Origin of the sequence: Roseospira marina, assembly GCF_014197855.1 — a bacterium.
Taxonomy (GTDB): domain Bacteria; phylum Pseudomonadota; class Alphaproteobacteria; order Rhodospirillales; family Rhodospirillaceae; genus Rhodospira; species Rhodospira marina.
The window spans coordinates 39,289-54,043 of record NZ_JACIGJ010000005.1 but is presented as its reverse complement, the minus strand read 5'-3'; the positions used below and the strand labels follow the sequence as shown (position 1 = coordinate 54,043).

Annotated in this window: 12 protein-coding genes; 8 read left to right on the top strand and 4 right to left on the bottom strand. The window is 67.2% G+C overall.

The genetic code is table 11. The annotated features are described in order from the left end of the window. Window positions 1-106: 106 nt before the first annotated feature. The gene (locus tag GGD82_RS08290; protein WP_150061386.1) at window positions 107-598 is read right to left on the bottom strand and encodes a GNAT family acetyltransferase; all 492 of its coding nucleotides are present in this window, start codon (window positions 596-598) and stop codon (window positions 107-109) included. Window positions 599-633: 35 nt separating this feature from the next. Beyond that, a complete protein-coding gene (locus tag GGD82_RS08285; protein ID WP_150061387.1) occupies window positions 634-1,473 on the bottom strand; it encodes an alpha/beta hydrolase in 840 nt (279 codons plus the stop codon). A gap of 365 nt (window positions 1,474-1,838) precedes the next feature. Between GGD82_RS08285 and GGD82_RS08280 the strand changes: the two genes are divergently transcribed. From GGD82_RS08280 to GGD82_RS08270, 3 genes are all read left to right on the top strand, one after another. After that, window positions 1,839-2,471 carry a PadR family transcriptional regulator gene (locus GGD82_RS08280; protein ID WP_150061388.1) on the top strand — a complete coding sequence of 211 codons (633 nt, stop codon included), beginning with the start codon at window positions 1,839-1,841 and terminating at the stop codon, window positions 2,469-2,471. An 87-nt stretch (window positions 2,472-2,558) separates the two neighbouring features. After that, entirely contained in the window at window positions 2,559-3,761 is a 1,203-nt protein-coding gene (locus GGD82_RS08275) for an efflux RND transporter periplasmic adaptor subunit (RefSeq protein ID WP_150061389.1), read from the top strand. Next, a complete protein-coding gene (locus tag GGD82_RS08270; protein ID WP_211364709.1) occupies window positions 3,758-7,168 on the top strand; it encodes an efflux RND transporter permease subunit in 3,411 nt (1,136 codons plus the stop codon). Before GGD82_RS08275 ends, GGD82_RS08270 begins: the two co-directional genes overlap by 4 nt. 51 nt (window positions 7,169-7,219) lie before the next feature. Here the strand turns inward: GGD82_RS08270 and pncA are convergent, their stop codons facing one another. Continuing rightward, window positions 7,220-7,879: a bifunctional nicotinamidase/pyrazinamidase gene (pncA, locus tag GGD82_RS08265; RefSeq protein WP_260178358.1), complete on the bottom strand. Its 660-nt coding sequence runs from the start codon at window positions 7,877-7,879 to the stop codon at window positions 7,220-7,222. A gap of 381 nt (window positions 7,880-8,260) precedes the next feature. On the opposite strand from pncA, the gene GGD82_RS08260 reads away from it, so the two are divergent. Continuing rightward, complete coding sequence (locus tag GGD82_RS08260) at window positions 8,261-9,142, top strand: 4'-phosphopantetheinyl transferase family protein (RefSeq protein WP_170284176.1); 882 nt, start codon at window positions 8,261-8,263, stop codon at window positions 9,140-9,142. Between the two features lie 7 nt (window positions 9,143-9,149). On the opposite strand, the gene GGD82_RS08255 is transcribed toward GGD82_RS08260, so the two are convergent. Beyond that, window positions 9,150-9,440, bottom strand: a complete 291-nt coding sequence (locus tag GGD82_RS08255; RefSeq protein WP_150061393.1) for a hypothetical protein — start codon at window positions 9,438-9,440, stop codon at window positions 9,150-9,152. 254 nt (window positions 9,441-9,694) lie between these two features. Between GGD82_RS08255 and GGD82_RS08250 the strand changes: the two genes are divergently transcribed. From GGD82_RS08250 to GGD82_RS08235, 4 genes are all read left to right on the top strand, one after another. After that, complete coding sequence (locus GGD82_RS08250; protein ID WP_150061394.1) at window positions 9,695-10,501, top strand: flagellin; 807 nt, start codon at window positions 9,695-9,697, stop codon at window positions 10,499-10,501. A 442-nt stretch (window positions 10,502-10,943) separates the two neighbouring features. Further along, entirely contained in the window at window positions 10,944-11,750 is an 807-nt protein-coding gene (locus GGD82_RS08245; protein WP_184013255.1) for a flagellin, read from the top strand. A 392-nt stretch (window positions 11,751-12,142) separates the two neighbouring features. Continuing rightward, window positions 12,143-13,672 carry a hypothetical protein gene (locus tag GGD82_RS08240; RefSeq protein WP_150063998.1) on the top strand — a complete coding sequence of 510 codons (1,530 nt, stop codon included), beginning with the start codon at window positions 12,143-12,145 and terminating at the stop codon, window positions 13,670-13,672. A gap of 70 nt (window positions 13,673-13,742) precedes the next feature. Then, window positions 13,743-14,723 carry a tetratricopeptide repeat protein gene (locus GGD82_RS08235; RefSeq protein WP_150063999.1) on the top strand — a complete coding sequence of 327 codons (981 nt, stop codon included), beginning with the start codon at window positions 13,743-13,745 and terminating at the stop codon, window positions 14,721-14,723. Window positions 14,724-14,755: the final 32 nt, after the last annotated feature.

Below are 14,755 nucleotides of genomic sequence, written 5' to 3'. Positions count from 1 at the left end.
CTCATCGCCGCCGCGCTTTTCGCGCCCTACGGCGCGGCGGCCGGTCGGCCTTGCCAGCCTGCGGTGATTTTTCCTCACCGCAGGCTGGAAGAGGACGGATCCGCCATCAAACAGACGACTCCGTTTGATGCTCGCTTGGCGCCGCCGGTACCGGTTTACCCGTCATAACCTCCGCCGGGGACTCCACCGGCTCGATGACCTTCTGAAAGCAGCGCGACCGGGTGTCGTGGTACCCAAGGTGTTCGTAGAACGCGGACACGGCGGTGTTCTCCGCCCGGACCAGAAGCTGCAGCTTCCAGACGCCACGCGCGCGCAGCCACGCCTCGGCCGCCTCCATCAAGCGGCGGCCCAAACCGCTGCCTTGCCGGTTCGGCGCGACGGCCACGTAATAGGCCCAGCCCCGGTGGCCGTCCTCCCCCACCATCAGCGAGCCCACCAGGCGCCCATCGTCGTCCTCGGCCACCAGAATCGTGGAGTGATGGTCCCGAACGGCAAAGGCGATGTCGCGCTGGGGATCGTTGTAGGCGCGGTACAGGCCGGTCTCGTGCCACAGGGCAATCACGGGCGCCACGTCCCGGCTTTCCATCTCGCGGATCATCGAACCCTCGTTCCGTCGCGTCCTGGGCGATCCCGCTACAGCCCCTGCCCCCGCAGCCAGTGCAGGACCGGATCGGCCGCCTGCCGCCAGGTCTCCTCCAGCATCATGGCGTGCGACATATCCGGCACGATGAGGTGTTCGGCGTCCAGGTAGCGCGCCGTCCGCTGCACCATGGAGCGCGGGATGAACGCATCGTCGCCCGCCCCCATAACCAGGGTCGGCAACGGGGTACGGGGTGGCTGGCGCGGCACGTCCCACAGGCTCAGATCGAGAATGACCCGTTGCGACTCCCGCTGGAACAACTGCAGAAAACGGGCCGCGCGCGCGGGCGGCACAGCCGACGAGAACAGACCATCATAGAACACGTCAGCGCTCAGCACCGGCTTGCCCATCATCTGCATGAGCGAGATGCCCTGCATGAGCCCCGGGCTGCTGAGCATCATGTGCCAGGAGCTTTCCAGCAGACCCCATGGCCCGACCGAGGCCATCAGCACCATGGCGGCGGCGGAGCGGGTTTCCAGGTACTTCTGCACCACCATGCCGCCCATCGAGTGCCCAATCAGCACCGGCGGCTGGTCGAGCCCGGCCACCACCCGGGTCAAGTCGTCGACATAGTCGCCCAGACTGGCCAAATCGAGCAGATCCCAGCCCTCGCTGTTCCCATGCCCCCGCAGGCTGAAGGTCACGGTGGTGTAGCCCATGCGGCTGAAATAGGGGGCGAAATACTCCTCCCAGCACCAGGCCCCGGCGAACGCCCCGTGGACGAACACCAGCGGCGGCCGCGCAGGCTGGCTCGCGCCCACGGCCGATGGGGGCCGCGCAGGCGGGGTGATGTGGATTTCCAGGGCAGGCGGGGCGCAATCGATGACAGTCATACTCGCGTTCGGTTGTTTCGGGCGGTCGCTGGCCGGCCGCGCGTTCCGGGAGCCTCAGGACTGGCGATGCCCGGTCCTCGCGCGTATCGGCCGGCGCGCCCGCACGGGGCCGGCCGCCGACCGACTCGTTATCCTAGCACGTGATGGGATATGTGTGAGTCTTCATGAAAAAAATGCGGGACAGGCCTGCGCATTCTGCGTAGTAGGGTCCCTATCCTTCCTTGCCCCACCCCTATGTCACGGTGATATATATCGCCGCGAAATATATGGGCTCGTCGCCTTTCCGGTGACCCGGCCCGCCGGTGTGCCGCTCTGAGGTCACCGTGCCGCGCGCGCCCACGGCCGATCAAAGGACCGCTTGCGTCATGCCCCTGGACTCGAAAATCCTATGCCTCGGCGCGCTGGACGCCGGCTTCAACACCGGCTACGACATCCGCAAGGCGTTTGAGGAAGGACCGTTCCAACTGTATCAGAGCCTGAGTTACGGCTCGATCTACCCAGCCTTGAACGCCCTGCTCGCGGAGGGGCTGGCCACCTGCACGGAGCAGGCCCAGGACGGACGCCCCGACAAGAAGGTTTATGCCATCACCGACGCTGGCCGCGTCGCCCTGCGTCAGGCCCTGGTGCGGCGGTTCGCCTTCGACCGCCTGCGGTCGGATTTCATGTTCGCCATCGCCTTCGCCCATTTGATGAGCCCGGATCAGGTGTCGACGCTGCTGGACGAATACGCGCAGGGCTATCGGGATCTGGCGCACACCCTGGCGAAGGAAACCGGCACGCCACCGCCTGGGCGCCAGTTCCTGCTCGACATGGGGCGGGAGGGCTGCCTGAGTTGGGCGCGGTGCATCGAAGAGCATCGTAGTGCCCTGGAAGAGGCCCTCCGGACCGGGCCCGGCCCCGATGATAACGCCATCAAGGCACCGGCCGAGGAAGAGCCCGCCACGCCGTCTCGCCTGACCGAGGCCGCTGCGGCGACGACGGCTGCCGGGAGCCCCTAACCCGCGTCCAACTCGGATGCGCCGTTTTCCCGCCGCCGTGACGCCCGACCGTCGCGGGGCTCCGCCGCAAGACGGACTGCGAAACCCATGAGATCATCGTTGCTGATCGCCGCTCTGATCGTGCTGGCCACCGTGGTGTGGGTGGCCTCGGGCATTGTGGGCCAGCCACCGGACCCCAGCACGACGCAGGCCGCCCTGCAACCACCCGGAGCGGACCACCGCGACGCCGTCGTTCCGCGCGTCCGCGTTACCCAGTTGAACGCCGAATCGCGCGTCGCAACCCTGTCGGTCCTGGGCGCCACGGAAGCCTCGCGCACGGTCGAGGTTCGGGCCGAAACCGCCGGCCGCGTCGCCGAGGTCGGCGCCGAGGAGGGGCGTGCCGTTGAGACCGGCTCCCTGCTCGCCCGGCTGGCCAAGGATGACCGCATGGAACGCCTGAGCCGGGCGGAGGCCGCCGTGGCCCGTTGGGAGGACCGCTACAAAGGCGACCAGCGCCTCGCCAATCGCGACTTCACCAGCCGCCAGCGGGTGCTCGAATCCAAGGCCTCGCTGGAGGATGCGCGTGCCACCCTCGCCGCCATGCTCCTGGACATCGACCGTACCGAGATCACCGCCCCCTTCGCCGGTGTGGTCGCCGAACGCCTCGTGGAGGAGGGCGACTACGTGTCGATCGGCGAGCCCATCGCCCGCATCGTCGATCTGGATCCGCTGGTCGTGCGCGCGAAACTCGCCGAGGCGGACATCGCGCAGGTCCATCTGGGCCAGCCCGGCACGGCCACCCTTGTCACCGGTCGCACGCTGGAGGGTACGGTATCCTTCATCGCGCCGGTCGCCGACGGCGTGACCCGCACGTTCGCCATCGAACTCTCGGTCGCCAATCCCGACCCGCCGGTCCCCGAAGGCATGACGGCGGACGTGACCCTGCCCGTGGACAGCCGGCCGGCGCACCGCATCTCGCCGGCCGTCTTGGGCCTGGACGACGACGGGCGCGTTGGCGTGAAGATCGTCGATGACGAAAACCGGGTCGTGTTCTATCCGGTGAATCTGGCCGGCGACGACGAGAACGGCCTTTGGATCGAGGGCCTGCCCGACCCGGCCACGGTCATTATCGTCGGTCAGGAGTTCGTGCGTCCCGGCCAGATCGTCGAGCCGGTCGACACCGAGACCATCACCCGCAACACCGCCGCGCTCGCCGCCGCCGACAAGGCCGCCCTGGCCGAGGGCCACACACCCTCCACGACGGTCAACGACGTTGAGAGCGACGGAGCGGAGGGAGGCCCGAACCCATGACGGGCGTGATCGACGCCGCCATCGGCCGGTCGCGCACGGTTCTCGCGTCGCTGGTCCTGGTGCTGATTGCCGGCACCATCGCGTTCCTGGAGATTCCCAAGGAAAGCTCCCCCGACGTTCCGATTCCGATCATCTACGTGGCGATGTCGCATCGCGGCATCTCGCCCGAGGACGCCGAACGCCTGCTCGTCCGCCCGATGGAGCAGGAACTCAAGGGCATCGAGGGCGTGAAGGAGATGCGCTCCACCGCCTACGAGGGCGGCGCCAACGTGCTGATGGAGTTCGAGGCCGGTTTCGACAGCGAGAAGGCCAAACGCGACGTTCAGGAAAAGGTCGATATTGCCAAGGCCGAGCTGCCGGACGAAACGGACGAGCCGACCGTCAACGAGGTCAACATCAGCCTGTTTCCCATCGTCGTCATCACCCTGGCCGGCGACATCCAGGAGCGCGCGCTGCTCCGCATCGCCGATGATCTGTCCGATGAACTGGAAAAGATCCCCTCCGTCCTGGAGGTGGACATCGGCGGCGACCGCGAGGAGCAGGCGGATATCATCGTCGACCCGGTACGCCTGCAAAGCTACGGGTTGGCCAACGCCGATGTCGCCGAGGTCATCGCGCGCTTCAATCGACTGGTGGCGGCGGGCACCCTCGACACCGGCCAGGGCCGGTTCGCCATCAAGGTCCCCGGCCTGTACAAGGACCTCGACGACATCCTGGACCAGCCGGTGAAGTACACCGAGGATTCGGTGGTCCGGCTGCGCGACTTCGCCACCATCCGCGCGTCCTACAAGGACCCGGAGGGGTTCGCCCGGGTCAACGGCCAGCCGGCCGTGACACTGGAGGTCAAGAAGCGCGTCGGCGAGAACATCATCGACACCGTGAACGCGGCCCGTGCCGTCGTCGAGCGCGAGCGCGCCCTGTGGCCCGACGGCCTGGAGGTCAATTTCATCCAGGACCAGTCGGACGACATCCAGACGATGCTGTTCGACCTTCAGAACAACGTGATCGCCGCCATCCTGCTGGTCATGGTGGTGGTGGTCGCGGCGCTCGGCTTGCGCTCCGGCCTGCTGGTCGGGGTGGCGATTCCCGGCTCGTTCCTGATGGCGATCCTGCTGCTGGCCGCCATGGGCCTGACCGTCAACATGGTCGTGCTGTTTTCGCTGATCCTGGCGGTGGGCATGCTGGTGGACGGCGCCATCGTTGTGACCGAATACGCGGACCGCAAGATGGCCGAGGGGCTGGACCGCCGCACCGCCTATTCCCTGGCCGCCCAGCGCATGGCGTGGCCCGTCATCGCCTCCACGGCGACCACCCTGGCCGCCTTCATGCCGCTGCTGTTCTGGACCGGCACGGTCGGCGAATTCATGAAGTACATGCCGATCACCCTGGTCGCGACGCTCACCGCCTCGCTGCTGATGGCCCTGATCTTTGTGCCCACATTGGGGGCCCTGTTCGGCAAGGCGGGCGCCGCCGATCCCGAAACCATGCGCGCCCTGGCCGCCAGTGAGCGCGGCGATCTGACCGATCTGAAGGGCATGACCGGCGCGTACGCGCGTCTTCTGAACGCCTCCCTGCGGCAACCCGGCCTGATCGTCATCCTGGCCGTCGTTGGTCTGGTGGCGAGTTGGATGGCCTATGCCCACTTCGGCCGAGGGGTCGAGTTCTTCCCGGACGTCGAACCGGAACAGGCACAGGTGCTGGTTCATGCGCGCGGCAACCTGTCCGTGCATGAAAAAGATGCGCTGGTCCGCGAGGTTGAGGAGCGGGTGCTCGCGCTGCCGGACTTTGACGCGGTCTACGCCCGCTCGTTCAACCGCGCGCCGCGCGACGCCGCCGAGGACGTGATCGGCGTCATCGGCTTGACCTACAAGGACTGGCAGATGCGGCGGCCCTCGGACGAGGTGCTGGACCTGATCCGCGCCCGCACCAGCGATCTCGCCGGCGTGCGGGTGGAACCGAAAGAGCCCGACCCAGGCCCTCCGGTCGGCAAGGAAATCCAGGTGCAGTTGACCGCGCGCGACCCGGCGATCCTGCCGGACGCCGTCGCGACGGTGCTCGAGGCCTTCGACGACATCGGCGGGCTGGTTGATATCGAGGACAGTCGGCCCATTCCCGGCATCCAGTGGGATCTGGACGTCGATATGGGTCAGGCCGCGAAGCTGGGCGGCGACGTCGCCAGCGTGGGCAACATCGTCCAGCTCGTCACCAGCGGCCTCAAGGTCTCGTCCTTCCGCCCGGATTCGGCCAAGGACGAGGTCGATATCGTGGTGCGTTATCCCACCGAATACCGCTCGCTGTCGCAGCTCGACCGGCTGCGGCTGAACACGCCGCGCGGACTTGTGCCGGTGTCGTCGTTCGTCACGCGCGAGGCCAACCCGAAGATCAGCCAGATCGAGCGGGTCGACGGCCGTCGTGTCATGACCGTCGAGGCCAACGTCGCCAAAGGCCTCCTGCCCAACGACAAGATGAAGGAACTGCGCGCCTGGATGGCGGAGCACCCGGAACGGTTCCCGCAAGGGCTGGAGATCGACTTTAAGGGCGAGGACGAGGAGCAGAAGGAAAGCCAGGCGTTCCTGAGCAAGGCATTCGCCGTCGCCCTGTTCATCATGGCCCTGATCCTGGTCACGCAGTTCAACAGCTTCTACGCCGCCTTCCTGATCCTGTCGGCGGTCGTGATGTCCACCGTGGGCGTCATGCTGGGATTGCTGGTCACCGGTCAGGCGTTCGGGATCATCATGTCCGGGGTCGGCGTGATCGCGCTCGCCGGCATCGTGGTGAACAACAACATCGTGCTGATCGACACCCACGACCGGCTCAAGATGGAGTTCGACGATCCGCGTGAGGCTATCCTGCGCACCGGCGTCCAACGCCTGCGGCCCGTCATGCTGACGTCGGTCACGACCATGCTAGGCCTGCTGCCGATGATGTTCATGGTCAACATAGACTTCATCGGCCGGACGGTGAGCTACGGGGCGCCGTCCATGCAGTGGTGGACCCAGCTCGCGACGGCCGTGGTGGTCGGCCTTCTGTTCGCCACCGTGCTGACCCTGGTGGTGACCCCGAGCGCCCTCATGCTTCAGGCCCGTGCGCATGCCTGGGTCGAGCGGCGGCGCGCCCGAAGGAGGGCGCGCATCGAAGCGCCGCACACCGGCACGCGGGGCGGCACCACATCGCCGCCGGCCGACGACGGTCCGGACTCTGACGAAAGCGGAGACGGCCCGCGGAACGGTGGGGACGATGGGAGTCCGGACGGGGGACCTCGGGACGGGGGACCTCGGGACGGGGGACCTCGGGACGGGGGACCTCGGGACGGGGGACCTCGGGACGGCGGAGACCGGACCGATGAAGACCGGCCGGACCGCCCGGACGTGCCGCACGCAGCCCAGTTCACGTGGCGTCCTGCTTAGGGGCGTCCTGCTTAGGGGCGTCCCGCTTGGGGAGACTGGCTTGGGGCGCCCCTAGGCGGCGCCCGAGGCCGCGAGCGCGGTGCTGTCGGTCAGGGTGACCCCGGCGGCGTGCATTTCACGCAGGGCCGCGTCCAACGACCCGTCGAGGTCGATCGCCCGGCATGCGTCCTCAACCAGCGTCACCGCCAGACCGACGCGGCGGCCGTCCACCGCCGACCAGCGCACGCAGAAGTCCGTCGCAAGGCCGGCCATCACGACGTGCCGGATGCCCAGATCGGAGAGCGCGCCCGCCAGACCGGTGGGCGTGGTGTGGTCGTTCTCGAAAAAGGCCGAATAGGAGTCGATCGCCGGGTCCGTCCCCTTCCGCACCACGAAACGCGCGCGGTCCGTCTCCAGGCCGGGATGGAAGCCGGCGCCCGGCGTGCCCTGGACGCAGTGGTCCGGCCACAGCACCTGGGGGCCGTAGGGCATGGCGATGGTCGAAAACGGCGCCGCACCGGCGTGGCTCGTCGCGAACGAGGCATGACCGGCCGGGTGCCAGTCCTGGGTCAGAATGACGGTCCGAAACAGCGGCGCCAGCCGGTTGATGACCGGCACCACGGCGTCCCCATCGGCCACCGCAAGCGCGCCCCCGGGGCAGAAATCCGTCTGAACATCCACGATCACGAACGCGGTATCGTCACGCATTTTGGCGGGCAGTCCGGCGGGCATCAGCGAAACTCCCATCAGGCCAAGGCAGCCTTTTCCCCAGGGCACCTTTTTTCCCAAGGCACCCTTTTCCATAGTCGCCGCGCGGGCTCCCGTCAAAGGTGAAGACCACCGCACACGTACATCGGGTTCGAGGTCCCCACTAGGGGTCCCCGCCCTGGCCCCCACCCCGGGGATCCCGTTGACGTTTCCGGCAGCCTCGACGAGGATCCCGGTATGTCCACCCCCGCTCTGTCGCCTTCCTCCTCCCGAATCGGCCTGCGTGCCCTGCTTTGGATCCTCCGGAGCTGCGGCGCGGCGCAGCCGGCGGCCGTGTCGGCACGACAGACCCGGGGCGAGCCTCTCCCCTTTTCAAGGACCTGACCGACCCGCGCCATGGATGCCATGCCCGCCCCTCCCGCCACGCCGCACGACGCGGCCCACACCGAGCCCGACGACGGCGCGGGTCCCGTTCTCTCGGCCATGCTCTGGACCATGGCGCCCCCCGGCGGGACGCCGGCGCCGGACGACGCCGACCCCGCCGCCGCGCCCCGGCCGGACCCGAAGACCCTGCGCGCGGCTATTTCCGAGAACGAATGGGCGCGCGTGGCATCGTTCCGCGACCCATCCCACGCTTGGTCCAGCGCCGCCACACGCGCCTTGCTGCGGGCCATGCTCAGCCGCTATCACGGCGCCGATCCGATGGCGTGGCACTTCCTGACGGAACCGGGTGGCCGGCCGCACGTCGACATGAGCCGGCTGCCCCAGCCGATGACGGCCGAGACCCGACCGCGCTTCAGCCTCAGCCATACGCGCGGTCTGGCCGCCTGCATGGTCAGCCTGGGGCCTTGGCCGACCGACGCGCATGTGGGCGTGGATGTCGAATACACCCACCGAACCCTGCCCGCCGGTCGCCTCGCCGCGCGCTTTTTTCACCCGGACGAAGCCGCCGCGCTCGCGACCCTGGAGCGGGGCCCGCCACGCGAGCAGTATTTCCTGTCCCTGTGGACGCGCAAGGAGTCGGTCCTGAAGGCGCTGGGCATGGGCATCGCGAATCATCTCGCGCTGTACGCCTGCTTGGGCGATCCCCCGGATGTGGTCGGCCCCGCGGCCGTCGTCGGACCTGCGGACATGACCGGCGCGCCGGCCGACTGGCGCATGTCCACCGGCGATCCCACCGCCGCGCACCGCTTGTCCTGGGCCGTGTACTGGCCCGGATCGCCGAACCCTCACCGCCCGTGGCGCGCCAAGGTCACATGGCGCCATTTGAGCGCATGGCCGCCATGACATAACGTCATACCTCAGGACTCAGCAACGCCTTCGCCAGCACCCAGGACCGCTCTACGGCCTCGGGATCCTCGGTGAGGGTGTTTTCCAGCCACACGCGCACTCGGGCCGGATCGGCCGGCGTCACGGCCTGTTGCGCCGCCGCGATGGCCTTCAGCGCCATGATGCTGGCCGCCAGATCGTCCAGCGCGCCAAGGATGGCCTCCGATTGCCGGGCATGCGCGTCCCCCATGCGCTGAACATCCCGCGCAAGGTGCGTCAGCAGCGTTGCGATCTGATCGTTGGGTGCATCGGTCATAGTCCGTCCTTCGGTCGGAAGCGATGAGGGCAAGCCGGCCCGGCGCGCCCCACAGGCGCATTGCATTTGAGCCAAGGTCAATCAAGCTTGGGCTCGATAGCCCACACACATTCCCATTGATTGATGAAACGACTACGTGTAATGTCCCTACACCGTCAGAAGGCGGTAAACCAAAGGGCGGACTGTGGGCGCAGGCGCTTGCAGACAGGGGCCGCATCAGGCCTTGGCCGTACCTCCAGAAAGGATAGAGTATCATGAGTGGCATTACGCTCTCCACCGGCATTCAGAAGAACCTGCTCTCCCTGCAGGGGACCACGACCAATATCGAGAAAACCCAGTTCAAGCTGTCCACCGGCAAGAAGGTGAACACGGCGCTGGATGATCCTATCGCGTTCTTCAAGGCCCAGAACCTGAACTACCGCGCCAGCGACTTGTCCGCTCGTAAGGACAGCATCGTACAGGCGCAGAAGACCGTCGAGGCCGCGTCCCAGACCCTGGAGTCGATGCTTGATCTCGTCGATCAGGCCCGGTCGATTTTCGAGACGATGGCGTCCGATACGTCCGCCAAGGCCGTCACCGGCTACGAAAAAGACCTGAATTCCATTAAGAGCCAGATGCAGTATCTGGTCGGCGATGGTTACTATCAGGGCGTCAACCTGCTGCAGACCAGCGACTCCCTGACCGTCAAGTTCGACGAGAACGGGTCCAGCTCCCTGGCGATCCAGGGTGTGGCGGCGTCCGCGGCTGGCATGTCGTCCATCAAGTACGTGGACGCCGTGGCCAGTCAGGCCGCCGCCGGCGCCGCGGAAATGGAAACGTTGCGGGACTCGCTGCGCTCCTTCGCGCAGTCGTTCTCGACGCAGAACGCCATCCTCGACACCCGTCGCGAATTCACCGACAACATGGTGTCAACCCTCAACACCGGCGCGAGCGAACTGGTGAACGCCGATATGAACGAGGAAAGCGCCAACATGCTGGCCCTTCAGACCCGTCAGCAGCTTGGTACGATCTCGCTGTCGATCGCCAACCAGGCCGATCAGTCGGTCCTGCGGCTGTTCTAGGTTCGGATTTGGGGCGGTCGCCTTGGCGATCGCCCTCCTCCGTTCTTCGTCAAACGCCGGTGTGCGTCCCCACGGGGACCACCCGGCGTTTTTTTTGGCCGAATCGCCCCGCTTTGTCCAACCGAACAGGATCGCACCGCCGCGCCGGACAGGCGCGTCGTGCCCAGTCCGCCCTTCGGTCCGACACATTATGAGCAGACGGGCACCGCACGACCGCCCACTTGAATGGCATTTTATCATAACTCGTCCGATATTCTGGAATCATAGCCCCTATAAATTTCGATGTCTTTCCGTAACAGATTCCGATTGATTTCCGAAACGACCGCATGTACGGTCCGTACACCGTCAGAAGGCGGTGTACCCAACGGTGGCCACGAGCACAGACGCTCGCACATAAGGCCCGCATCGGGCCTTGGCCGCACCTCCAGAAAGGAAGAGATCCATGAGTGGCATTACGCTCTCCACCGGTATTCAGAAGAACCTGCTTTCCCTGCAGAATACCGCGAGCAACATTGGGGACACCCAGTTCAAGCTGTCCACCGGCAAGAAGGTGAACACGGCGCTGGATGATCCCATCTCGTTCTTCAAGGCCCAGAACCTGAACTACCGTGCCGGCGACCTGTCCGCTCGTAAGGACAGCATCGTGCAGGCGCAGAAGACCGTCGAGGCCGCGACCCAGACCCTGGAGTCGATGCTTGATCTGGTCGATCAGGCCCGCTCCATCTTCGAGACGATGGCGTCCGACACGTCCTCCAAGGCCGTCTCGGGCTATACGAAAGACCTGAATTCCATCAAGAGCCAGATGCAGTATCTGGTCGGCGATGGTTACTATCAGGGCGTCAACCTTCTGCAGACCACCGACTCCCTGACCGTCAAGTTCGACGAGAACGGGTCCAGCTCCCTGGCGATCCAGGGTGTGGCGGCGTCTGCGGCCGGCATGTCGTCCATCACCTACGTGAACGCCGTGGCCAGTCAGGCCGCCGCCGGCGCCGCGGAAATGGAAACGTTGCGGGACTCGCTGCGCTCCTTCGCGCAGTCGTTCGCGACTCAAAACGCCATCCTCGACACCCGTCGGGAATTCACCGACAACATGGTGGCAACCCTCGAAACCGGCGCGAGCGAACTCGTCAACGCCGACATGAACGAGGAAAGCGCCAACATGCTGGCCCTTCAGACCCGTCAGCAGCTTGGTACGATCTCGCTGTCGATCGCCAACCAGGCCGATCAGTCGGTCCTCCAGCTGTTCTAGGTTCGGATTTGGGGCGGTCGCCTTGGCGGGCGCCCCCTCCGTTCTTCGCCAAACGCCGGCGTGCGTCCCCACGGGGACCACCCGGCGTTTTTTTTGGCCGAACCGCCTCGCGTTCCCCGCCCCGCCCCACCGGCCGGGCCGGCCCCGGGCCTATCGCGTCGTGTGGCACCACCGCAGATATGGTATGATGCCCACGCTTCGGGGTATTCCCGATCCCGCCGTGACACTCGCCGCACACAGGTCCGGTTGTCCAGCGGGCGTTCCGAAGGGCGGCCACGGTCGTGTCCTGGCCGCGGACCCCAGACGATGGTTCAGATGATGGTTCAGACGATGTTTCGGACAGGACGTCCAGCCTCGGCGTCCCGATGTGAATGGACAACCGGCTTCCTGGCATGACGGACTCACACGAGCTTCTCGACGATCCCCGCGCCGACCGCGCCCTTAATGTCTTGCGGCAGATCGACGCCGTGGCGCTGTTCGATCTGGACAGCGCCCTGAACAGTGCCGCGCTGGACAACCTGCCGCCCGTCGTGGCCCTGGCGGTCGCCCTGTTCCAATTCGATTTTCGCACGGTGCAGACCCTGCTGCCCCGGGTGCCCGACCCCGACATCCAACGCGGTGTCGTCGCGGCGATCCTGCTGGATCCCGACACCGAACCCGATGGCGAGGCGGACGCGCCCGCTTCGGACGACTCGGGCCCCTCCGTCACGCCGGCCGCGCGCCATATGGTGTTCACGTTGCTGGAGCTGTTCGACACCGCCGCCGGCGACGTCCTGCGCGGGGTCTGGCCGGACACCTGGAACTCTCCGCTGCACCGCTACATCCACCTCCGGATGCGGCTGCATATGCTGCCGGAGATCGACGACACGTTCGGCCGTCAGATTCCGAAAGTGTCGCTGACCGAGGGTGAACTGTACTGCCTCCTCCGGTTCCAGATCGCGCGGGGCGACCCGGGGGTCGCCAAGATCGCCCTGTCGCGCCTGATGGGCCGCCACCGGCTGAGCGGCCACCTCTTCTATCTGCATCACCTTCTGCACCTGGGCGCCAACAATGCGACCGCCGCCAAGGCGTGGCTGTTGAACGCACACGCCTGCCGGGGCATCGACGAGCGGCTGGACGAACGCCTGTACACGCTGTTCGGCGTGGAACCGGCGGCGGCCCCCTCGCCGGACCGGGGATTGCGCGCGTTACAAGCGGTCGGCCACCGCGGCGCCTTCGCGGTGCGACGGGGCGACCTTCGCCACCACTCGCGTCCGGATTCACCGGACGGCGGGCCATGCCTGGCGTACGCGGACGAAGACCTCCGGTCGGACATCGAGGACCTGCGCTCCGCGCTGGTCGCCGCGCCCTCGCCTTGGCCGGTGCCGCGTATCGCGGTCACGCCGGAGACCCGACTGATTGGGCTCGACAAGCGGTTTCTCTTCATCGCACCGGCCAAGTCGGCGGTCGATGTCGGTCTTGCAGCGTCCGCGCAGACCACGGCACCGATCCTCTGGGTCGATTGCTGGTCCGAGATCATGACCAACGCGCACAAGCTCGAGCCCGATACCGACACCTTGGACGCGGCGTTCGTTAAACGGCACATTTCCTTCCTGCGCTCGATGTGGTCCCGTCTCGAACAAACCCAGTTGGGCGTGTCCGTCGGCCGGGTGGTGATTCACGTCATCCCAGACACCCGAATCGCCGGCGTCCTGCGTCTGCTGTGGCCGGCCGCCCGATTCACTCTGTGCGTGCCACACGCCGGGGTCGTTGACGCCCTGGCAGCGGGCGCGGTTGATCCGGCCTGGTTCGACCGTGTGCTGCAGTGGCGCACCCCCCGCCACGTGCCCCGCTTGTTGTGGGAACTCGGCCTGCCCCCGAAGGCGCGAGCCGACGCCGTGCGCAACGGGCGCCACCTGCGCCACCTGTTCTACCCGGTCTGACCCGGCGCCCACCGCACCAGGCCGCGGCGCCTCGCTCTCGCCTGCTCACGCTATAAAGGACACCCGGACCATGCCCCAGCCGGACCCCACCCGCGACGCCGCCCCCGCGACGGCGGCCACCCCGGCATCTCCGGCCGCACCCGCGCCCTCCCCGGCGGACGACGCCCTGGAGCACATGCTGGCGGCCCACGAAGCCGGCCAGCACAAGCACGCGGAGCTCATGGCCTCCTTCGCCATGAAAACGCATGCGGACAGCGCCGTGCCCTGGCTGGTGTTCCTGGAAAGTCTTCTGGCTCAAGGCCGTGCCGAACGCGTCGCGACAGCGGCGCCCATCCCGTTGAAGGCGTTTCATAACCAACCCGAGCTGTTGCGCCTGCTGGGCGAGGCCATGCTGGCGGCCGGGCAGCCGCAGGCGGCGGAACCCTGCCTGCGCGCGTGCCTGCGGCGAAACCCCACCAACCCGGTCGCATTGCAAGCCTTGGATCGCATCCTGACCGACGCGGGCCGCCCGGACCCCGGCGTTCAGGCCCTTCTTGCGACGCACCCGGACCCTGCCGACGCTACGGCCGCATGGCGACGCGACGCCCCGCGCGCCTGGCTCGCCAAGAATACACCGATGACCGATGCGGCGGCGTGTCAGCGCGCCATAGCCATCGCCCCCGCCTTCGCCGAGGCCTATGAAGCCCTTGCGGAGCGGTTGGCCGAGACCAGCGACACCGGGCGCGCGATCATGGCGGCCGATCGCGCGCTGACGCTAAACCGGGCCGGAACCACGGCCCGCCAGATTCGCTCCCTGCTGCTCGTCCGGGAGGGCCAGATCGCGCGTTCGATCGGGGACGCGCGGGCGGCCATCGCGCTTACCCCGGACAGCGCCCAGCCGTATTTCGTGTTGGCCTACGCATTGCTCAACGGGCTGCGCGACGACGCCGCCGCTGCGCAGCATGCCCGCGGCCGGACGGTGAACCCGAATCACCCATCCGGCCAGTTCGCCATGAAGGAATGGCGCGACCGCGGGGCCGACGCGGATTTCTCCTGGTATTTCGCCTCGTAGCGCCCGGCCCGGCCGTCGCGGCCGGGCCAGCA